Annotated in this window: 14 protein-coding genes; 8 read left to right on the top strand and 6 right to left on the bottom strand. The window is 42.0% G+C overall.

Going from position 1 to position 21,682, the window contains the following annotated elements; all coding sequences use genetic code 11:
* Nucleotides 1-9: 9 nt before the first annotated feature.
* Entirely contained in the window at nt 10-1,911 is a 1,902-nt protein-coding gene (gene nagB, locus PQG45_RS01095; protein ID WP_315576015.1) for a glucosamine-6-phosphate deaminase, read from the top strand.
* Here the strand turns inward: nagB and PQG45_RS01090 are convergent.
* From PQG45_RS01090 to PQG45_RS01075, 4 genes are all read right to left on the bottom strand, one after another.
* Complete coding sequence (locus PQG45_RS01090) at nt 1,908-4,817, bottom strand: FAD-binding and (Fe-S)-binding domain-containing protein (protein WP_315576016.1); 2,910 nt, start codon at nt 4,815-4,817, stop codon at nt 1,908-1,910. The two genes, nagB and PQG45_RS01090, sit on opposite strands and share 4 nt — an antisense overlap.
* A gap of 10 nt (nt 4,818-4,827) precedes the next feature.
* Nucleotides 4,828-5,454, bottom strand: coding sequence for a lysoplasmalogenase (locus tag PQG45_RS01085; RefSeq protein WP_315576017.1), 627 nt, complete (start codon nt 5,452-5,454; stop codon nt 4,828-4,830).
* Nucleotides 5,454-7,049 (bottom strand): glycosyltransferase family 39 protein, encoded by a 1,596-nt coding sequence (locus PQG45_RS01080; RefSeq protein WP_316070135.1) that lies wholly within the window; start codon nt 7,047-7,049, stop codon nt 5,454-5,456. Before PQG45_RS01080 ends, PQG45_RS01085 begins: the two co-directional genes overlap by 1 nt.
* 70 nt (nt 7,050-7,119) lie before the next feature.
* Entirely contained in the window at nt 7,120-9,573 is a 2,454-nt protein-coding gene (locus tag PQG45_RS01075) for a ribonucleoside-diphosphate reductase subunit alpha (protein ID WP_316070134.1), read from the bottom strand.
* Between the two features lie 520 nt (nt 9,574-10,093).
* Here PQG45_RS01075 and PQG45_RS01070 point away from each other — a divergent pair.
* From PQG45_RS01070 to PQG45_RS01050, 5 genes are all read left to right on the top strand, one after another.
* Complete coding sequence (locus PQG45_RS01070; RefSeq protein WP_315576023.1) at nt 10,094-10,336, top strand: type B 50S ribosomal protein L31; 243 nt, start codon at nt 10,094-10,096, stop codon at nt 10,334-10,336.
* Between the two features lie 136 nt (nt 10,337-10,472).
* Nucleotides 10,473-11,519 carry a putative sugar nucleotidyl transferase gene (locus PQG45_RS01065; protein ID WP_316070133.1) on the top strand — a complete coding sequence of 349 codons (1,047 nt, stop codon included), beginning with the start codon at nt 10,473-10,475 and terminating at the stop codon, nt 11,517-11,519.
* 25 nt (nt 11,520-11,544) lie between these two features.
* Nucleotides 11,545-12,672 carry a DNA polymerase III subunit gene (locus PQG45_RS01060; protein ID WP_315576027.1) on the top strand — a complete coding sequence of 376 codons (1,128 nt, stop codon included), beginning with the start codon at nt 11,545-11,547 and terminating at the stop codon, nt 12,670-12,672.
* Nucleotides 12,659-13,591, top strand: coding sequence for a hydroxymethylbilane synthase (gene hemC / locus PQG45_RS01055; RefSeq protein ID WP_315576028.1), 933 nt, complete (start codon nt 12,659-12,661; stop codon nt 13,589-13,591). Before PQG45_RS01060 ends, hemC begins: the two co-directional genes overlap by 14 nt.
* The gene (locus tag PQG45_RS01050) at nt 13,588-14,490 is read left to right on the top strand and encodes an SDR family oxidoreductase (protein WP_315576030.1); all 903 of its coding nucleotides are present in this window, start codon (nt 13,588-13,590) and stop codon (nt 14,488-14,490) included. Before hemC ends, PQG45_RS01050 begins: the two co-directional genes overlap by 4 nt.
* A 48-nt stretch (nt 14,491-14,538) precedes the next feature.
* Here PQG45_RS01050 and obgE read toward each other — a convergent pair whose 3' ends face one another.
* Nucleotides 14,539-15,618, bottom strand: coding sequence for a GTPase ObgE (obgE, locus tag PQG45_RS01045; protein WP_316070132.1), 1,080 nt, complete (start codon nt 15,616-15,618; stop codon nt 14,539-14,541).
* A gap of 146 nt (nt 15,619-15,764) precedes the next feature.
* Nucleotides 15,765-16,337: an adenylate kinase gene (locus PQG45_RS01040; protein ID WP_315576033.1), complete on the bottom strand. Its 573-nt coding sequence runs from the start codon at nt 16,335-16,337 to the stop codon at nt 15,765-15,767.
* A 232-nt stretch (nt 16,338-16,569) separates the two neighbouring features.
* On the opposite strand from PQG45_RS01040, the gene PQG45_RS01035 reads away from it, so the two are divergent.
* On the top strand, nt 16,570-19,824 hold the full coding sequence (locus PQG45_RS01035) for a SusC/RagA family TonB-linked outer membrane protein (protein ID WP_315576035.1): 3,255 nt from the start codon (nt 16,570-16,572) through the stop codon (nt 19,822-19,824).
* Nucleotides 19,825-19,859: 35 nt separating this feature from the next.
* Entirely contained in the window at nt 19,860-21,638 is a 1,779-nt protein-coding gene (locus PQG45_RS01030; protein WP_316070131.1) for a RagB/SusD family nutrient uptake outer membrane protein, read from the top strand.
* Nucleotides 21,639-21,682 lie beyond the last annotated feature (44 nt).

The raw sequence follows: 21,682 nt of genomic DNA, 5'->3' as shown, positions 1-21,682 counted from the left end.
TAACTCATTATGGAACAAGCCATTAGTTTTGAACGTATCCCAACGCGAATATTTGATGATTCTGAGCAGGCATCAAAAGCCGTAGCACATGAAATAGCAGCACTCATCAGAGAAAAAAACAAGGAAGGAAAACCAACAATTTTGGGACTAGCCACAGGATCATCTCCGAAAAAAGTCTATCAAGAATTGATCCGAATGCACAAGGAAGAAGGCTTGAGTTTTAAAAATGTAATCACCTTCAACTTAGATGAATACCATCCCATGGAACCCGATTCCATCCAAAGTTATGTGCGATTCATGCGGGAGCAGTTGTTTGACCACATTGACATACCGGTAACAAATTACCATATTCCGGATGGAACTTTAACCATTGAAAAGATACCTGAGTTCTGCCGAGACTATGAAGCCAAAATCGAAAAGTTAGGCGGTTTCGACTTTTACCTGCTTGGAATTGGTCGCAACGGCCACATTGGATTCAATGAACCTGGATCCGTTATCAACTCGAAAACGCGTTTGATGACACTCGACATCACAACGAAAATCGATGCAGCTATTGATTTTGGAGGATTAGAAAAAGTCCCTAAACGAGCAATCACGTTAGGTATCGACAAGATCATGCAAGCGAAACGTATTGTTTTATTAGCTTGGGGTGAACACAAAGCGCAAAGCGTTGCGAAAGCCGTGGAAGGGCCTATCACATCTGATATTCCTGCGACTTATTTACAGCAACATCCAAATACACTGTTCATTCTGGATGAAACGGCAGCGTCTTTGTTAACACGGATTAAAACACCTTGGTTGGTCGACTCCGTTACCTGGGATCGCAACATGATCAAGAAGGCTGTGACACATCTGTCCTTACATTTGGGAAAGCCTGTATTAAAACTAACCAGCAAAGATTACAATGAACACGGGATGTCTGATTTATTATCCCTTTATGGACAGGCCTACGATATCAATATCGAGGTATTCAACTACTTACAACATTCCATCACGGGCTGGCCAGGTGGAAAACCGAATGCTGACGATACACATAGACCGGAACGCGCCTTTCCTGCTAAGAAAAAAGTAATCATTTTTAGCCCCCACCCTGACGACGACATCATTTCGATGGGAGGTACTTTCCAGCGATTACATGATCAAGGCCATGATGTTCATGTTGTTTACCAAACATCAGGAAACATCGCTGTCGCTGACGACGAGGCACTTCGCTTCGCTGAATTCGTGGTCGATTTCAATGAAAAATTTGAAAGCTCGAACGCGAAAGCCAACAAAATCTACAAAGAAGCTGTCAAATTCTTGAAAAACAAGAAAGACTCTGAATTGGATATCCCCGCGGTTCGCGAAATCAAAGGACTTATCCGACAAGGGGAAGCAAAAAATACCTGTCGGTTCGTAGGCATCAAAAAAGAGAACGCCCACTTCCTACACATGCCTTTTTACGAGACAGGAACGATACGTAAAAAACCGATTGGCGAAGCCGACATCCAATTAATTATGGACATCATCGAGGAAGTCCAACCGCATCAAATTTATGCAGCAGGAGACCTCGCCGATCCACATGGCACGCATAAGGTATGTTTGGATGCCATATTTGAAGCTATCCAACGGTTAAAACACAGAGAGTACATGAAGAACTGTTGGGTCTGGCTGTACAAAGGTGCTTGGGCCGAATGGGATATCGACCAAATTGAAATGGCCGTTCCGATGTCACCCGATCAAGTATTCAAAAAACGGATGGGTATCTTCAAACACCAATCACAGAAAGACGGCGTGGTTTTCCAAGGGGAAGATTCACGTGAATTCTGGCAACGGGCTGAAGAACGAAACCGAGGCACTGCTCAAATTTACAATGCACTCGGTTTAGCTGAATATGAGGCCATGGAAGCCTTTGTTCGTTGGAAATTCTAAGCCAAAGCTTCAAATAATACCTCGGCGGTATGCTTCGCATGGCGTTGCGTACCGTCGTGAATTTGATGTCGGCAACTCGTTCCAGAGGCAACAATTTCAACTTCAGCCGGTTGAGCACGCACCGTAGGGAATAGGACCAATTCCCCAATTTGCATCGACAAATCATAATGCTCCTTTTCATATCCGAAGGAACCTGCCATCCCGCAACATCCCGATGGGATCAATTGCACCTCAAAGTTTGCCGGCAATGACAAAGCCTTCTTAGCTGCCACCAATGAACTCATGGATTTTTGTTGGCAATGCCCATGCAACTTCAATAATTTCTTATCTGTCTGGAAAGCCTTGCTATTAATTCGTTTGGCATCAGCCTCACGTGCAATAAACTCCTCCAGCAATAACACATTTTTACTCAATGCCTGTGCTTTTTCTACCCACGCATCCGATACCAAATCCGGATATTCATCGCGGAAGGTTAAAATGGCAGATGGTTCAATGCCGACTAAAGGAATGTCAGCGCTTACTAAACCCGACCATAGTTCGACATTCTTCTGTGCCAAATTTCGTGCCTCATCCAACATACCTTTGGATAAAAATGAACGTCCTGAAATAGGGTGCTCTAACGTGCGAACTTCATAGCCCAAGGCTTCCAATAACAAAACAGCCTTACGACCCACTTCGGCATCGTTATAATTCGTAAACTCATCTACAAAAAGATAAATGGATTTTGCAGACTGAATAGTTTTACGCCCTTTCAACCAAGAATTTAAGGTTTGCTTCGCCATCAAAGGCATCGTACGATCCGGATGGAAACCTACAATCCGATTGGAAATTCGACGCAAGAAAGGTGTCCCCATAATCAAATTATAGAGAAAAGGTACCCGAGATGCTAGTGAAGAAATCGACGCAAAATGCCCGACCATCCGACTACGCAAGGGAGTACCATTTTCTTTTTGATATTGGTACAAGAATTCCATCTTCAATTTAGCCACATCGACGTTCGACGGACATTCCGCCTTACAGCCTTTACATGCCAAACACAAATCCATTACCTCCTTAATCTCCTTGTGATCAAAGCGATTGGGTTTGGTTGAACGTGTTAAAAATTCTCGAAGGATATTCGCACGGGCACGTGTGGTTTCCTTTTCATTACGTGTCGCCATAAACGACGGGCACATCGTTCCTCCGGAAACAGGCGTCTTCCGACAATCCCCCGAACCATTACATTGTTCCGCATGTTGCAAAACATCTTGATCCTGGTAACGGAATGCTGTCTTAAACTCAGGCGTTTGTTGGCCCGCCTCATACCGCAAAAACGTATCCATCGGTGGCGTGTCCACAATCTTATTGGGATTAAAAATTCCCTTCGGATCCCACCAAGACTTCAATTCACGCATTAATTGGTAATTCGCCTCACCCACCATCCAAGGGATAAATTCCCCACGTAAACGACCATCTCCGTGCTCGCCCGACAAAGATCCTTGGTATTTCTTAACCAATTCCGCAATTGCTTCCGCAATATGTCGGAATTGTTTATGACCTTCTGCCGTCTTCAAATTGATGATGGGACGCAGGTGCAATTCACCCGAACCCGCATGTGCATAGTGCACGCAGTACAAATTATTTTCAGTAAGTATTTCGTTAAACTCAGCTATAAAAGCCGGTAAATCATTCACGTCAACCGCCGTATCTTCAATCACCGCAACCGCCTTTTCATCACCTGGCAGATTTGATAAAAGGCCTAAACCCGCTTTCCGTAAATCCCAAACCTTTTTCACATCACCGCCTGTTACAAACGGGAAATGATATCCAAGGTTTTCAGCCAACATCGCTTCTTCGACGGCCTTTGCTTGCTTTGCTAAATCCTCTGCATTGTCGGAACGAAGTTCAACAACCAAAATAGCCCCAGGGTCACCATCAACGAAGAAACGGTTCAGACTCTGTTCCGCATTCGCTTTGGTACATTCTAAAATATAATGATCCATCAACTCAGATGCCGAAGGATTAAATCGCAAGGCAATTAAATTAGCCCGCAAGGCCTCATCTATCGTATTAAAGTGCGCACAAACCAAGCCTAAATGGGCAGGTGGCAAGGGATCTACATGCAATTTAATGCGTGTCACAAAACACAAGGTTCCTTCCGAACCCGCTAAGAGCGCACAAAAATTAAAGGCCGGCTTGTCGGCAAGAAAGGCATCGGAATTCAACAACATATCCACCGCATAGCCTGTATTTCTACGCTTGATACTCGGCTTTGGAAATTCATCCTGAATATTCTTTTGATTCCGCGGATTCGAAAGTGCGGCCAAGGTCTGTGCATAAATCGTATGCAAGCGAGAGCCGGGTTGCAATTTTTGAACGGTTTGATGCGGATCTTCCGCTTTAAATTGCACGAAAGTGCCGTCCGACAAATAGCCTTCAACTTCTAAAATATGATCGCGCGTAGAGCCATAAATAACAGAATTAGACCCACAGGAATTATTTCCGAGCATCCCCCCGATCATCGCGCGATTTGCAGTGGACGTTTCAGGACCAAAGAATAAACCGTGTTTTTTCAACTCTACATTCAGCACATCACGCACAACACCTGGTTCAACCCAAGCATAGGATTCAGCAGCATTTACCTCCAAAATCCGATTGAAATGCTTTGAGACATCGACAACTAAGCCATTTCCTACGACCTGACCAGCTAATGAAGTCCCGGCTGTCCGTGGAATTAACGGAATTTGATGTTGGTCAGCAAACTGAATCAACGTCTCAATATCCTGGATGGTTTCAGGAATCGCAACACCTAGTGGCATCTCCCGGTAGGCAGAAGCATCCGTGGCATACAAAGTTCGCATCACGTTGTCCGTGTGCAAAGCACCCTGTAATTGACTTGCTAATTGATTGAGAACTTGAGCATCCATGTACGTGTGATTATCGCTGAGCTTGCAATTTACACAAAGCATGGATTAGTAGCAATTGAGCTAGGATATAAGTCGACATGACCGCAAAAGAATTCCAAGGATATTCAAAATAAAACTTACCAAAAGCTAATAAGCTATCCGAAACCACAAACAAAAACGCTCCCACACGGAGTTGTACACTTGAAATCTGAAAGGCAAAATACAACATTGACCCGAGCGCAAGTGCATAAACAAGTACAGGGGGTACCAGAGCACCTGGAAGATTGGGGTATAAAAATCCCAAAAATCCGAAGACATAAACAAGAACCGGAATTAATAAATAGGTCAATCTTGTTGCGCCTAACTTAATAAATAACCGAATATATGCAAGTTGCATGACCAAGAAAGACCCTAAGCCTAATTGAAAATACAAGGCAGAATTACCCGGAATCAAAAGAAAAACATCCCCCAACCAAGCAAAAAGCAACGTGAATAACAAAGCATTACGCACGGCAGGTTTTAAGCCAAAAGCATATACATAAACGCCTAATAAAATCATCAACAGGGGCTTAGTGACATATCGAATGGCTGAATGACTCACAAGCAGTTCAACGATGGACACAATCCCGTAGGCGACAAGAACTCGATTTAATTTCATTAGTATCTATATTTCCCTTTCTTAAAATCAAAAATAACGATCACCTGACCATTGCTTTTTTTAATCAAAACCGAATCCTGCAAGTAAGGATCTACGCGCTGAATGAATGAATCAGTTTCACTCAAGTATAGATTAACATTCTGCGCATCCAAGGGATCAATAACCAGATTACGTAAGTATTTCGAATCCAAGATATTCGCTTTGGACGAAGGATAAACAACCGTATCTCCTTTTTGATATTTTGCTTGAATCGTTGAAGCGATAAGTGGGTAAGGATTGGGTCCCCGATTGACCGAAAAGGTGTATTTCTGATGTTGGTCAGTATACAAAGGCACAAATAATTCGACCAATTGATAGGTCTGGGCCAATAAATAAACAAAAGCAAAAATCCGATACCAAATGGCTTGTTTCAGAATATAATCGAATAGGCCAACGGAAAGAAAAATACCAAAGGGTAGCCCAAAACATGCGTAACGAAGAAAAAATCCTGATGTCGTCCCTGCATTTACGGCTGCGGCGAATAGAAAAACGACAGGAAGTACGATTTGAATGATTCCTAACACATATACACCACGATTTGCCCGATCCAATGATTTAACCCATTGATAAACTAAAAAAAGAAATCCTACTAGAAGTACCGTTCCAATTTTAAAACCATGTTTAACATACAAGTCATTAGTCCAGAAAAAATGATCTGATAAGATCGAAATGGTACGCTTGAAGAGATTCGAAGGTGTGGCAAATTCAAGCCAACCAGGAATTTCACCATTTTTCTTAATGTAGGTGATGAGTTGTTCTGCTGCATTTGCCTGAAAACCCATGAAATAACGGGCGGGTCCCCAGATAAACCAGGCAACAAATGGCACAAGAATTAAGCCTAGACGCGTAATCATCCGAAGCCAAATCGACTTATTGCGCACAAACAATGCCATATAAGCAAACTGCCCCACAAGTGCTAATGCCGTTAAATAGGTACTAAAAAGGGCTCCAAGCGAGGCGATTGCCCACAATAGCAAGTATTTTTTATTGCCATTCAATTCGCCTTCTCGTTTGATCACTAATAACCAAAATAGATAGTTGGATGCCGTTGTGAAAAACAAACTTGTCGCATAATTACGTGCTTGCTGACTGTAAATAACAAAGAATGGTTCGATGGCAGCGAACAAGACAATCGCGAGTGTCCATATGTTTGACTTCGTGAATTGTCGGGCCCAGCGGAACATGACCCAAATCGTCAACATATTGAACATGACCGAGACACTACGCATCGCAGCATCTCCTTTTCCAAATAACCAAGCAAATAGCTTGAGCATCATGTCGTGCACGAGGCTATTCCCACTGACATCGCCACGGGCATCGGCATCCAACCAAGATTTTATCCCTCTGGGTGCCCAAAAATCAGCCGGAGTGAAAGTTTTGTCTGGGCGCATCAGTTCACCCATGCCGCCTTGGTTGGTATTGGCAACGCCTAGTAAGACACTTGATCGTTCATCGGAAAATAGGCTAAATTGCCCAAGGTGATACACGCGTAAAAAAAGAGCCAATAGAATTAGTCCGAGAAATACGAAAAAATATAGTTCCTTCTTTATTTGCATAGTAGCTTAAAATATGAAAATCACCTAATCTTGCGACTAGGTGATTTTGACAAGTTAATTTATCTCATGATTATGAACCACAAGCCTCGCATGCCTCTGGATTATCCAATGAGCATGACATATCAGCGCGATTTTGAGCATCTTCCGTTTGGAATGAAGCTGCGGCAGCTGCTTGAGCCGCATGTGCAGCATATTGCAATTCTGTCTCGTGTACATCATTCGATTGCTCGATTGCCACGTCAGCTTGTTTCTCAATCGTAAATTTAATCGCATCAGCAGCGGCTTTTGTACGCAAGTAATACATACCTGTTTTCAAACCTAACTTCCAAGCGTGGAAGTGCATCGATGTTAATTTACCAAAGTTTACATCTTGAATGTGGATATTTAAACTTTGTGACTGGCAGATGTATGCGCCACGATCTGCAGCCATCTCCAAGATTGTTTTTTGCTTAATCTCCCAAACAGTCTTATAAAGCTCTTTTAGGTTTTGAGGAATTTCTGGGATGTTTTGAACAGATCCATTCGCAGAGATCAATTTGTTCTTCATCGTTTCATTCCACAAGTTCAACTTGATCAAATCTTTCAACAAGTGCTTATTAACAACCGCAAACTCACCAGACAACACACGACGTGCATAGATGTTTGAAGTGTATGGTTCGAAACATTCGTTGTTACCTAAGATTTGACTCGTAGAAGCTGTAGGCATTGGTGCTACTAACAATGAGTTACGTACACCGTGCTCAACAACGTGTTGGCGTAATTTATCCCAATCCCAGTTACCTGAAGATGGAGTAACATTCCACATATCAAATTGGAAAATACCTTTCGAGATTGGTGAGCCTTCCCACGTCGAGTAAGGACCTTCTACTTTCGCTAATTCCATGGATGCTTCCATCGCAGCGAAATAGATTGTTTCGAAAATGTCTTTGTTCAATTGTTGTGCTTCTGCAGACTCAAATGGCATACGCAACATGATGAACACGTCAGCTAATCCTTGAACCCCTAAACCGATTGGACGGTGACGTAAGTTTGAATTACGTGCTTCAGGAACTGGGTAGTAGTTAACATCAATAATCTTGTTCAAGTTGACAGTTGCCGCCTTTGTTACTTCATATAACTTCGCGTGATCAAACTCAGACACACCTTGCTCGTTGGTGCGAACATACTTAGGCAATGCCAATGAAGCTAGATTACATACAGCAACTTCATCTTTCGATGTATATTCCATGATTTCAGTACACAAGTTCGACGACTTGATGGTACCCAAATTCTTCTGGTTCGATTTGTTGTTCGCGTGATCCTTGTACAACATGTAAGGTGTACCTGTTTCAGTTTGCGACTCTAATACTTTAAACCAAAGCTCTTGTGCTTTCACTGTCGCACGCGCTTTGCCTTCTAATTCATACTTGTGGTATAATGCCTCAAACTCCTCACCGTAAGCATCCGAAAGACCTGGACACTCGTGTGGGCAGAACAAAGACCATTCTTCATTGCTTTCCACACGCTTCATGAACAAATCTGGAATCCACAAGGCATAGAATAAATCACGCGCACGCATTTCTTCTTTTCCGTGGTTTTTCTTCAATTCCAAGAAATCGAATACATCTGCATGCCAAGGCTCTAAGTAAATCGCAAAGGAACCTTTACGCTTTCCACCCCCTTGATCCACGTAACGTGCTGTATCATTGAATACACGCAACATAGGAATAATACCATTCGAAGTACCGTTCGTTCCTTTGATGTATGAGCCCGTGGCACGTACATTATGAATGCTCAATCCGATACCTCCCGCCGACTGCGAAATCTTCGCTGTTTGCTTCAATGTATCATAGATACCTTCGATCGAATCGTCCTGCATAGCAAGCAAGAAACATGAAGACATTTGAGGCTTCGGTGTACCTGCGTTGAACAAGGTTGGAGTTGCATGTGTAAACCAACGCTCAGACAACAAATTATATGTATGAATTGCAGCTGCAATGTCAGTACCGTGGATACCTACAGCCACACGCATCAACATGTGCTGAGGACGTTCCGCGATAGCGCCATCCAACTTTAATAAATAAGATTTCTCTAATGTTTTGAAACCGAAGTAGTCATAACCAAAATCCCGGTCATAGATAATTGCTTCATCTAATTCAACAGCATTCTTCTTGATGATATCAAAAACCTCTTTCGAAAGAAGTGCTGCATTTTGTCCTGTCTTAGGATCAATGTACGTATATAGACGCTTCATTGTTGCAGAAAACGACTTTAACGTGTTCTTATGCAGGTTTGAGATGGCTATACGCGCAGCTAATGTTGCGTAATCTGGGTGCTTTGTTGTCAAAGAAGCCGCTGTTTCCGCTGCTAAATTATCCAATTCAGTCGTCTTAACCCCATCATATAAACCTGAAATAACCTTTCTTGCCACCTCTAAAGGTTGAACAAAAAATGGATCCAAGCTGTAGCACAACTTCTCAATGCGAGCTGTGATTTTGTCAAACTTGACAGATTCGCGACGACCGTCTCTTTTAATTACGTACATGTGTTTCTATAAAATATAAATTAGAATAATCAATCTGGAACAAGCCAAACTTAACACAATAAGATTCCCGCCTAAGAATTTGCTTTTTCTTAATTTTACTAGACCTATTTATGGCTAAAATCGGTCTGTTGGCGGTTTTGTTTTATTGCTTTTCGTAAGCCGGAAATTGAAGCACTTCCAGCGGCTTGGGCACTACGTAAAATTAGAAAAAAATGAGAGGCTGTGCAAACATTTTTCTAAGCTAAAATAGATGAAAATAATTGCATATTTAAAATACACTATGACATAGCGCCATAGGAAAATCCAATGGCAGTATCTGTCTTGGAAAAGTACCATAAAATATTTTTGAAAAAAAATTTCAAGGCCTTCAGGCTTTGATTTTATTGAAAATTATATAGGCGCATGATTTGTATTTATGTAGATAATAATTAATTTTGCAACCCGAATAAATGAAGTCCATTCCCAGGGATTTCCAATTAATTTTAAATAGACGGCAGGGAATCGTCATTATACAAACACAATGAAAAAAGATATCCACCCAGAATACAAAGAAGTTGTATTTCACGATTTATCAGCTGATTACAAATTCTTAACACGTTCTTGCGTTCAAACAACTGAAACAACTGAATTTGAAGGAGCAACTTACCCAGTTTACAAACTAGAGGTTTCTTCTCAATCACACCCATTCTACACAGGTAAAAATGTGTTGTTAGATACTACGGGTCGTGTTGATAAATTCAACAAGCGTTACGCGAAAAACTAGTATTCTTTTTAGTATACAAAAAAAGCCTCTACATGATTTCATGTTGGGGCTTTTTCCGTTTATTTGCAACATGTGGAACACCGAACGATTAGTAGATGATGGGCAGATTTGCCTTCAATTGAGACCTCTTACGTACATGCGCAAACTGCGCGAACTTTGGGTAGGTTTACAAACGATTGAAGCTAAATGGATGCCTTACCGGAAAGATATCCCCGCTGACACCTATATCCTAGGATCCGTACTTCCGAGTCCATCCCTCCTAAACAGTCTACTCCAGCTACCGGAGGAAACGGCTCTATATTGGAATAAACAATGGATCGCCTACCGAGCAGCAGCGCCAAGCACCAATCATACGAATATTCATTACCTGCAAGACCAACCGGCATACATCCAATATCCAGAAGATTTACTTGCGGCCAATCACCAAGCATTACATGCTGACATTGAGCCCAATAACGTTGATCCAGCCCGTTATACAGCCCACGGCACAACCATTATTCATCCTCATAATTGTTACATCGACCCGAGCGCCCAGCTAAATGGAACAATCCTCGATGCAAGTCACGGGCCTATCCATATTGGAGCAAATGTAAATCTCCAAATTGGAACATGCATTCAAGGCCCAGCAGCGATACTGGAAGGAAGTGTAACCAACTTAGGCACTAAAATCAGACCACTAACGACCATTGGCCCCGGCTGTAAAGTTGGCGGCGAAATCAGCGCCAGCCTTTTCTTCCCCTATAGCAACAAAGCCCACGAAGGGTTCATCGGCAATTCGATTATTGGTTCATTTTGTAATTTGGGTGCATTAACCACTTGTTCAAACGTGCGAAATGACTTGAAGAACGTCCTTATATACGATTATCATACAAACGAATTACGGGACACGAAAAGCGGCTCATTCGGGATTTTGATGGGTGACTTCGTGAGCACCGGAATTCATACCAAATTCAATACGGGAACCGTGGTAGGCAATCATTGCAACATCAGTGGCAGTCAATTTTTACCAAAATTTGTCCCATCACTGACTTGGGGTGAGTACCCGCAGGTCAAGCCTTATCGAAAGGATCGCGCGGCAGAAAACGCAGCGGCATGGATTCGCGCCAAAAAGCAAGAAATCCCCGAAAATCTGCCTAGCATCATCGAACAAATTTGGAAAGAGGAAGCAAATGCCCGAAATTAGCCTATTCATTTTTTAGGGAAACCGCATGCGCTTTCAAGACATCCCCGGATTACATCAAACCAAGAAACAATTGAGCCAATCTGTTCTCAACGAACATATTGCGCACGCTCAGTTATTTCATGGTCCTACGGGTGGCGCACAGTTAGCCATGGCAATGGCATTCACCTCATTTTTGTTTTGCATGAACCGTCAAGGTGACGATGCATGTGGTACATGTCCTAGTTGCCAGAAAGTACATAAAGGAATTCATCCGGATATTGTGTACCTATTCCCAAGTGTTACCACCAAAAAGATCAAGGAAGCAGAATCCGATGCATTTTTACCCGAATGGCGTAATTTCATCACCGGAGGCCTCTTTAGAGTTCTACCCGAGTGGCTCGCAGCCATGGGTGCTGAAGGAAATAAACAAGGGAACATTCCCGTCGAAGAAACGCGAAAACTACTTGGAAAAATAAGCCTAAAACCCTTTGAAGCGCCATTCAAAGTAGTCATCATCTGGAATCCTGAATCATTGAATTTATCTTCCGGAAATGCGCTACTCAAGACCTTAGAAGAGCCGCCAAGCGACACCTTATTTTTGCTTATTTGCTCCGATGCACAAAAGCTTTTGACAACCATATTATCTCGTACCCAACGCATTGCAATTCAGGCTGTTGACGAAGTTTCTCTTGCCGATTTCCTAGTCAAAGAAACAGGGACGAGCCTCGAAAATGCGCAAAATTTAGCCATTAGCTGCGAAGGAAATATTGCCTGGGCACTCGAAAAAGCCAAGTCGGAAAATCTGAGCACTTCTACGTGGTTTGCCGACTGGATGCGCGCTGTTTATCAAAAGAATTTGAGCAAGTTGGTTGGCCTTGCCGACCAGTTTGATGGTCTTGCCAAAGAAGACCAAAAAAGTCTATTGGAGTACGCATTGCACATTTTCAGACAGTGTTTATATCAAATTTCGGATGCGCCGACCTTGATTAAGGCTTTGGAAAAAGAGAAAGCGTTTATTACGAATTTTTCTAAAACCTTGAATCGCCAATCCATTGAAAAAATAAGCGAAAAAGTGTCTACCGCGCACTATCATTTGGAAAGAAATGGTCGGGCAAAAATGATTCACTTGGATTTATCTTTACAAATAATTCGAATTGCTAATGCCAACAAATAAACTCATTCGAATCGGGACGCGTAATTCTGCCCTTGCCATGTGGCAAGCAAGGCACATCGCTTGCTTGTTGGAGGCCGCAGGATATTCCGTTGAAATTATCGACATTGTAACCATTGGCGATAAAATCCTTGATCGATCCCTTTCGAAAATTGGTGCAAAAGGTGTTTTTACCGAAGAGTTGGAGACAATGCTTCGGAATGGAGAGATTGACATCGCTCAACATTCAGCCAAAGATCTTCCATCAACATTGGCCGCAGATTTACCCTTAATCGCCTTCACAAAGCGAGAGGCTGCACATGATGTTGTCTTAAGCTTAAATCCAGATTTTCGGTTGGCTGTAGCAGGTGCTATTGTTGGTACCTCTAGTACACGTCGACGCGCCATGTTGGCAAAAGAATACTCGCAACATACCTTGGTGGAGATGCGCGGAAATCTTCAAACGAGATTAGAAAAATTAAAAAGCGGGGCTTGTGATGCCATGATATTGGCCTATGCCGGTGTGCACCGCATGGGTATGGAATCTTACATCGTTGAACATTTACCGATCGATACATTTACTCCGGCTGTGGGCCAAGGTTCCGTCGCGATACAAAGTTCAAGTCAATTGGATCCTGCGTTAGCGATTGCGATACGTCAGCTTTGCAATGATGAACCCACAGAGGCCTGTTTACTTGCGGAAAGACATTTATTAGCGCAATTGGATGGTGGCTGTAGCGTCCCTGTATTTGGTCATGCCAAACAGCATGCAGACGGATTACATCTACAAGCAGGTGTACTTGGACTACAGGGAGAAGTTGAACTAAAAGCCACGGGCATCGGAACAGATCCTGAGACATTGGGTAAGGCTGTCGCGCAAGATTTAATTGCACAGGGTGCGCAAACGTTATTACAAGACATTAGGAAACAATTAGCATCATGAAAAAAACCATTCTCATCACAGGATCGAATGGCCTACTAGGGCAAAAGTTAGTCGACCTACTCAGCAAAGAGTCTGGCGTTAATTTGATTGCGACTGCACGCGGTGAAAATCGTTTACCTAATCAAATAGGTTATACCTACCAAACACTTGATATAACGGACCCAGCGGCCGTGGAAGATGTATTCACCCGACATAAACCACAAATTGTTATTCATACGGCGGCAATGACGAACGTTGACACCTGTGAAAGTGATCTAACCGGATGTGAAGCCTTAAATGTCAAGGCCGTCGAATACATTGTGGCCGCATGTGCCAAGCACCAAAGTTTCCTATGCCATTTGTCCACAGATTTTATTTTTGATGGCGAGGCAGGACCCTATGCTGAAGATGCGGTACCGAACCCTATCTCGGTTTATGGCGAAAGTAAATTAAAGGCTGAACAAATCATTCAAGCCTCCTCGATTCGTTGGGCTATTGCACGCACCGTATTAGTATTTGGTATCGTACCTGATATGAGTCGAACGAATATTATTTTATGGGTGAAAAAATCTTTGGAAGAAGGCAAACAAATTAATGTGGTTACGGACCAATTTAGAACTCCTACCCTTGCTGAAGACCTCGCGATAGGATGTTGGCTTATTGCACAAAAAGAAGCGGAAGGAATTTTCAACATATCAGGCGAAGAATTATTAACGCCCTACGAAATGGCGATTAAAACGGCGGAATTTTATCATCTACCAAAAGAATTGATCAAGCCAGCTGATTCTTCCACCTTTTCACAACCCGCTAGAAGACCTCCGAGAACGGGATTTATTCTGACGAAAGCCAAAACGATGTTGGGATACAAGCCAAGAACCTTCAATGAAGGCATTGCTTTAATGGCAACGCAGATAGCATAAAAAAAGGTCGTCCATCGGGCGACCTTTTTTATTGTGTAAACAAATTATTTATTCGATTTCTTCTTGAGGATCAGTAGCGAGTTGTGCTGGCGGAAGAATTTCAATGGAACTTTCCACTTGTTTGGCGACATCTTTATTTTCTTCCTGCAAGGTTTCCCAAAGTAGGTCTTTCAATTCTTGAATACCGGTATTCGTTACCGAAGAAATGAAGACTAATGGAAGATCTTTTGGAAGGCTCTCCCGCATTTCCTCTTCCATTTCAGGGATGGACAAATCCATTTTTGAAACAACGAGTACGCGACGCTTATGCAATAATTCAGGATTGTATTTCTCTAATTCGCCCACTAAGATTTGATATTCATCGCCCCAATTTTCAGCATCTGATGGAATCAAAAAGCAAAGAATTGAATTCCGCTCAATGTGGCGCAAAAAGCGTAAACCAAGTCCTTTTCCTTCCGCTGCACCTTCGATAATGCCGGGAATATCGGCAACCACAAATGACTTGTAATCCCGGTAGGCGACAACACCCAGGTTAGGAACCAAGGTTGTAAAAGGATAGTCGGCAATTTCAGGTTTCGCCGCAGAAAGCACGGAAAGCAAGGTCGATTTTCCTGCATTTGGAAAACCAACTAAACCGACATCCGCAAGAACTTTCAATTCCATGACCACCCAGCGTTCTAAACCAGCCTCACCCGGTTGGGCATGACGTGGCGATTGATTTGTGGAAGACTTAAAGTGTGTATTACCCAAACCACCACGACCGCCTGGTAGTAACAATACTTTTTGACCTTCTTCGGTCACTTCGGCTAGAAACTCATTGGTTTCCGCGTCTTTGACAATGGTTCCCAAAGGCACTTCAATGAAAATATCTTCCCCTTCCAAACCAGAACGGCGACCGCCTTCTCCACCTTTACCATTATCGGCAATGATGTGTTTCTGAAATTTCAAGTGAAGCAAGGTCCAATGTTGACTATTTCCTACGATATAGACGTGACCTCCCCGACCGCCATCACCGCCATCCGGTCCGCCTTTTGGAACGTGTTTTTCTCTTCTAAAGTGAGAAGAACCACTTCCTCCACGTCCTGAACGTAAGTTAATTTTAACGTAATCGATGAAATTTGATGTCATATTTTAGTCATTAGTCGCTAGTTACTAGCAAATCTTTAGTCAGGTGATTTAATCAGTCCGAAGTCAAAAGTCTGGAGATTTTAGGCTGAAATAAAATCAAACACCATTTACTTCTTACCTCTTAACTCTTCACTCTTAGTTCTTAATTAATTCTTTTCAACAATGGAAACGATTTGGGCATAAATATCTTCTATTTCCCCTACCCCATTGATACCCGTAAACTTCCCTTGTTGGGCATAAAAATCTGCAACGGGTGCCGTTTTCTCTGTATATTCTTGGACGCGCTTACGAATCAAATCTTCGTTTTGGTCATCAGGGCGACCAGATGTTTTACCTCTAGATAAAAGTCGCTGCGTCAACTCTTCTTCTTCTACCTCCAAGGCAATCATTTGTTGGATACTAACATCGTGTTGAGCTAATAGGTTGTCCAATGCCGCTGCTTGCGCAACCGTACGAGGAAAACCATCGAAGATAAAACCTGCAGCAGCTTTATTTTCGTTCAACTTATTATCAATCATTCCGATGACAACGGCATCTGGAACTAAAATTCCTTGATCCATCAATTTCTTTGCTTCCAAACCTAAGGTTGTTCCCGCAGAAATTTCTGCACGCAATAAATCACCGGTAGACAAGTGAATTAACCCATATTGCTCAATCAATTTTGCTGATTGAGTTCCTTTCCCTGCACCTGGAGGGCCAAACAATACCAAGTTTAACATATTCTATTCTTTATAATAAATGCAAAAGACAAAGGTACGCAAAGCTTGGAGATTTACCTATGCAGAACAGGCTAATTACCTCATCATTAAGAAATTATGATTATTTGATAATTTTTAAACTTTTTCTTAAAATAATTATAAAACAGTGTAGCACGGATGCAATTGTTTTATATATTGGCAAAAATAAGTTGGCAAATAACGTTTGTCAATTATCACTCAAACCTTATATTTTATGAAAAACAATTTCTACGTAAGCAGAGTGGTCTTTCTGATGGCCTTCATGCTAACCCTCTCATGGGTGGCTTTTGGTCAAGACCGAAAAGTGACAGGTAGTATCCAAGACGCCAAGGGCGGAGGAATACCTGGTGTTTCTGTTGCAATTAAAGGTACCACTACGGGTACCACAACAGATGGAAATGGAGCTTTCTCCATTAATGTAAAAAGCGGAAACGCTGAATTAGTGATCTCGTCCGTGGGTTATGTTACTAAAAATGTAGCCGTGGGCAACCGATCAAGCATCACCGTGTCCTTAGACGAAGATGTAAGTCAGTTGAACGAAGTCGTTGTAACTGGTTACTCTTCCCAACGTAAAAAGGACATTACGGGAGCGGTAACAGTTGTAGGAGCTAAGGAATTAACAGCAGTACCTTCCGCGAGTTTAACGCAAATGTTACAAGGACGTGCGTCCGGTGTGACTGTTGGTAATGACAACTCTCCCGGTGGAGGAACGATGGTTCGTATCCGTGGTTTTGGTTCAATCAACAACAATTCACCACTATATGTAATTGATGGTGTACCTACGCAAGGAACCTTAAACCAAATCAACCCAGCTGATATTGAGTCGATGCAAGTATTAAAAGATGCATCTGCCGCATCTATCTACGGAGCGCGTGCTGCGAATGGGGTTGTGATCATTACAACAAAACGTGGTGGCGAAGGAGAGCCTAAAATCAACTTCGACATGTATACGGGTACTCAGACAGTAGGTAGGACATTAGATTTGTTGAACACGAAAGAATTGGGTCAGTATTACTATGAATCTGAAATTGGTGCTGGAAAGCCTGCAGGAACATCTCCTTCGGCACAATACCGTTTCGGTGCAGATGGATCTCAAACCATTGCAGATTATATCTATCCAAACGTATATGGCGCGCTGCCTGCGAACTATACCTATACAAATGACATCACAGATCCTAACTTAGGAAAAACGGCTTTCAATATTACCAAAGCAAATAAAGAAGGTACTGATTGGCAAAATGTAATTTTCGGCCCTGCTAAAATCTCTAATTATCAATTAGGCGCAACAGGTGGTTCGAAAAATGGCAAATATGCAATTTCGGCGAGTTATTTTGACCAAGAAGGTATTTTGAAGTATACAGGATACAAGCGTTATTCCGTAAGAGCGAATACCGAATTCAAAAAAGGAGCGTTAACTTTCGGTGAAAACTTTACCGTTTCATACGATGAGCGTACAGGTGTTCCTTCGGGTAACAACAACGAATCTAACCCTATTTCCTTTGCGATTCGTATTCAACCAATCATTCCGGTATTTGATATTACGGGTGGTCCAACGGCTTTAGGCGGAACTAACTCATCTAACTTGAATGGTTTTGCAGGATCTCGTGGTTCCAACTTAGGTAACGCGCCTAACCCATTAGCGCGTCAATGGAGAGAGCGTGATAACCCAATTAAAGCAACACACATCTTTGGTAATGTATTTACAGAATTGGAAATCATCAAAAATTTAAAAGCCCGTACAAGTCTTGGTTTTGAATACAACAACTTCAACCAAGCGGCCTATTTAAACCGTGATATTGAAGCGGCCGAAGCTCGTAATGCGAACAGTTTAACGGTTTCAAATAGTTACGATCGTGCGGTAACTTGGTACAACACCTTGAACTATAATAAAACGTTAGGTGATCACACAGTGAATGTGTTAGTTGGTACTGAAGCCGTTTCAACGTATGGTGTCGGATTTAGTGCGGCACGTTCAAATTTCGCATTTGATGATTTATCTTATCGTTATTTGAATAACGGTTCAGCAGCTGGTTTATCGAATGCAGGATCAGGAGCAACAATCACAGCTTTGTTCTCCCAATTTGGAAAAGTAAACTACTCGTACAAAGAGTTATTACTAGCTGATTTTACGTTACGTCGTGATGGTTCATCACGTTTCGCATCAAATTACCGTTACGGTATCTTCCCTGCATTCTCATTAGGTGCACGCCTAACAGAATTAGCATTCATGAAGGATTTGACATTCATCAATGAATTCAAAGTTCGTGGTGGTTGGGGTAAAACGGGTAACCAATTGATTCCAAACGTTTATAACGCTTATACGTTATTTACACCAGATCCAAACAACAATGCCTATGATATTTCTGGATCAGGGAACTCAATCGCAACAGGTTTTGATATCGCACAATTTGGTAATACAGGTGGTCGTTGGGAAACAAACACATCAACCAACATTGGTATAGATGCGAGTTTCTGGAACAACAAGTTGGATGTTAACTTAGACTGGTATACGCGTACAACATCCGATATGTTAACGCAAGTACCCATTCCGAAAACGGCAGGTTCTGCTTCTATTCCTTATGTGAATATTGGTGAAGTAAACAATACGGGGATTGACTTAAATGTAACGTACCGTGATCGCATCGGCGATTTCCGTTACTCAGTTTCGGGTCAAATCTCACAATACAAAAATGAGGTTGTAAAACTAAATGACGATCCGAAAGCATCTGTATTTGGATTCTCAACACGTCTTCCATCAATCTCGGTGACAAGAGCAGGCTTGCCTATTTCTAGTTTCTTTGGTTACATCATTGATGGTGTTATTAAGGATGATGCAGAAGCTGCTGCGGCACCTAAATTTGGTACCTACACGCGTGCGGGTGTTTTCAAATTCCGTGATATTAATGGCGACAATGTCATTACTGCTGCTGATAAAACAATCATCGGTAATCCACATCCTGATTTCACGTATGGAATCAACTTAAATCTTGGTTATAAAAACTGGGATTTAACTGTATTTGCGCAAGGTGTTCAAGGTAATGAATTGTTCAATTACCAAAAATACTGGACTGACTTTAATACGTTCCAAGGTAACCGTTCAAAAGACATGTTATATAACTCTTGGAAGAAACAAGGAGATAATGCCTTGTTACCTCGCTTGAATTCTCAAGATGGTACAAGTCAGCAAATCTCTACTTATTTCGTAGAAGATGGTTCTTACATGCGAATTAAGAATATTCAGTTAAGCTACAATGTACCGGCTAGCTTCTTGAAGATTGTGAAGCTAAACTCTGTTCAAGTTTATGTGCAAGGTCAAAACTTGTTCACATTTACGAAATACAAAGGTTTGGATCCCGATGTCAACTTGAGAACTTCAGGCAATGACAATCAAGATACACACATGGGTATTGATGAAGGTGCATTCCCTGTAGCTAAATCATACAATGTTGGTTTAAGAGTAGGATTCTAATTAGGTATATCATTTGAAAATAAATCAGATATAAAATGAAAAAGTTAATCATTATCGCATCATTAGTCGCGACAGTAGGTGTCAACTTTTCTTGTTCAGATAGTTTCTTCAACATCGAACCTCAAGGGGCGGCTTCGTTGACTTCACTAAGTAATAAGAATGGGGTGAATGCCTTATTAATTGGAGCTTACTCCCTATTGGACGGAGTAGGAGCTGGAAATACGGGACGTCAGTCTACGATTTCAAATTACGTTTTTGGTGGTATCACCTCCGGGGATGCTGTAAAAGGAACGGATATTGGTGATCAGCCAGAGCAAGAGTACATCGAACAGTATTTATGGCTTTCAGACAATACGTACTTTTTAGGAAAATGGCAACATACCTATGATGGGGTAGCTCGTGCAAACGAAGCCATTCTATTGGCCAAAAGTACAGATGTAAAGGACATGACCGAAGCTGAGCGTAATCAAGTAGTTGCCGAAGCTCGTTTTTTACGTGGTCACTACCATTTCGAAGGTAAAAAGATGTGGAATAAAATTCCGTACATCGATGAGACTATCTACAAGCGTGATGATCCTAATTCGACGAAAGTTCCAAATGACAAAGATATTTGGTCTAACATAGAAGCGGACTTCAAATTTGCTGCAGATAATTTACCTGCAACGCAAGGTCAAAAGGGGCGTGCTACGAAATGGGCCGCAAAAACCTATTTAGCAAAAGCCTACATTTTTCAAGGTAAATGGCAAGCAGCGAAAGATTTATTGCTAGATGTGTATACGAATTCTGGTAAGAAATTAATGCCAAACTACCATGACAACTACCGTAACATTACGAACAACAATGCAGAATCAATTTTCGAGGTTGAATTCTCTGTAAACGATGGTTCTACGGGTAACAATGGTAATGCTGGCGATAACTTGAACTGGCCTTATTCAGCGAACTCACCTGGTCGTGGATGTTGCGGTTTCTACCTTCCGTCGCAAAACCTAGTAAACGCATTCAAAACGGATGCTGACGGTTTACCGATGATCGGTGCGAAAGCTGATGGAACGGCTGATACATACAACGCAGTTGATGTACCTAATGATCAAGGATTAAAATCAGATCAAACATTCAACTTGAAGAAAGATGTACCAGTAGATCCTCGTTTAGACTGGACAGTAGGTCGTCGTGGTGTAAACTTCTTGGATTGGGGTCAAATGCCTGGATTTAACTGGATTCGGAACCAAACATATTCAGGGCCTTACATTGGCAAGAAATGGATGTATTACTTAGCCGACGAAGGTAGCTCGACGCACTCAACAAGCAAGCGAAATGTGAATAACAATTATCGCTTATTGAAAATGTCGTCCGTGATTCTTTGGTTAGCTGAATGTGAAGTTGAATTAGGCAATTTCGCTGAAGCAGAGAAATACGTCAACTTAATTCGTAACCGTGCAAAAACAGGTTCTGTTCAAGATGCAAGTGTTAATTATGTTGTCAATCCTTACCCTGCTGGCACATTTGCTTCGAAAGGCAAAGAATATGCACAAAATGCGGTGCGTATGGAGAGCCGTTTGGAGTTTGCCATGGAAGGTCACCGTTTCTTCGATTTAGTTCGTTGGGGTATTGCTGAGCCTTATATCAACAAATACTTAACAGAGGAATCTTTAAACGGTACTGACTTAGCGGGTAGAACCTACAACAAGCGTGGATATTTAAAAGGGAAAGCCTATACAAAAGGCAAAAACGAATATTTCCCATTACCAAATGACGAGATTCTAAACTCTCAAAAAGCGGGTGCTGCAACCTTGAAGCAGAACCCAGGTTATTAATTAGTTTTTTTGTTTTGTTAAAAAGTCAGGACTTCGGTCCTGAC

This window comes from Aquirufa regiilacus (genome assembly GCF_032470275.1).
In the GTDB taxonomy this organism is placed as follows: Bacteria; Bacteroidota; Bacteroidia; order Cytophagales; family Spirosomataceae; genus Aquirufa; species Aquirufa regiilacus.
This window is presented reverse-complemented; position numbering and strand designations above follow the sequence as displayed.

What these genes read in the sequence shown, in the direction of transcription:
- nagB (WP_315576015.1), top strand. Translation starts at nt 10, where the DNA reads ATGGAACAAGCCATTAGTTTTGAACGTATCCCAACGCGAATATTTGAT.
- PQG45_RS01090 (WP_315576016.1), bottom strand. Translation starts at nt 4,817, where the DNA reads ATGGATGCTCAAGTTCTCAATCAATTAGCAAGTCAATTACAGGGTGCT.
- PQG45_RS01085 (WP_315576017.1), bottom strand. Translation starts at nt 5,454, where the DNA reads ATGAAATTAAATCGAGTTCTTGTCGCCTACGGGATTGTGTCCATCGTT.
- PQG45_RS01080 (WP_316070135.1), bottom strand. Translation starts at nt 7,049, where the DNA reads ATGCAAATAAAGAAGGAACTATATTTTTTCGTATTTCTCGGACTAATT.
- PQG45_RS01075 (WP_316070134.1), bottom strand. Translation starts at nt 9,573, where the DNA reads ATGTACGTAATTAAAAGAGACGGTCGTCGCGAATCTGTCAAGTTTGAC.
- PQG45_RS01070 (WP_315576023.1), top strand. Translation starts at nt 10,094, where the DNA reads ATGAAAAAAGATATCCACCCAGAATACAAAGAAGTTGTATTTCACGAT.
- PQG45_RS01065 (WP_316070133.1), top strand. Translation starts at nt 10,473, where the DNA reads ATGCGCAAACTGCGCGAACTTTGGGTAGGTTTACAAACGATTGAAGCT.
- PQG45_RS01060 (WP_315576027.1), top strand. Translation starts at nt 11,545, where the DNA reads ATGCGCTTTCAAGACATCCCCGGATTACATCAAACCAAGAAACAATTG.
- hemC (WP_315576028.1), top strand. Translation starts at nt 12,659, where the DNA reads ATGCCAACAAATAAACTCATTCGAATCGGGACGCGTAATTCTGCCCTT.
- PQG45_RS01050 (WP_315576030.1), top strand. Translation starts at nt 13,588, where the DNA reads ATGAAAAAAACCATTCTCATCACAGGATCGAATGGCCTACTAGGGCAA.
- obgE (WP_316070132.1), bottom strand. Translation starts at nt 15,618, where the DNA reads ATGACATCAAATTTCATCGATTACGTTAAAATTAACTTACGTTCAGGA.
- PQG45_RS01040 (WP_315576033.1), bottom strand. Translation starts at nt 16,337, where the DNA reads ATGTTAAACTTGGTATTGTTTGGCCCTCCAGGTGCAGGGAAAGGAACT.
- PQG45_RS01035 (WP_315576035.1), top strand. Translation starts at nt 16,570, where the DNA reads ATGAAAAACAATTTCTACGTAAGCAGAGTGGTCTTTCTGATGGCCTTC.
- PQG45_RS01030 (WP_316070131.1), top strand. Translation starts at nt 19,860, where the DNA reads ATGAAAAAGTTAATCATTATCGCATCATTAGTCGCGACAGTAGGTGTC.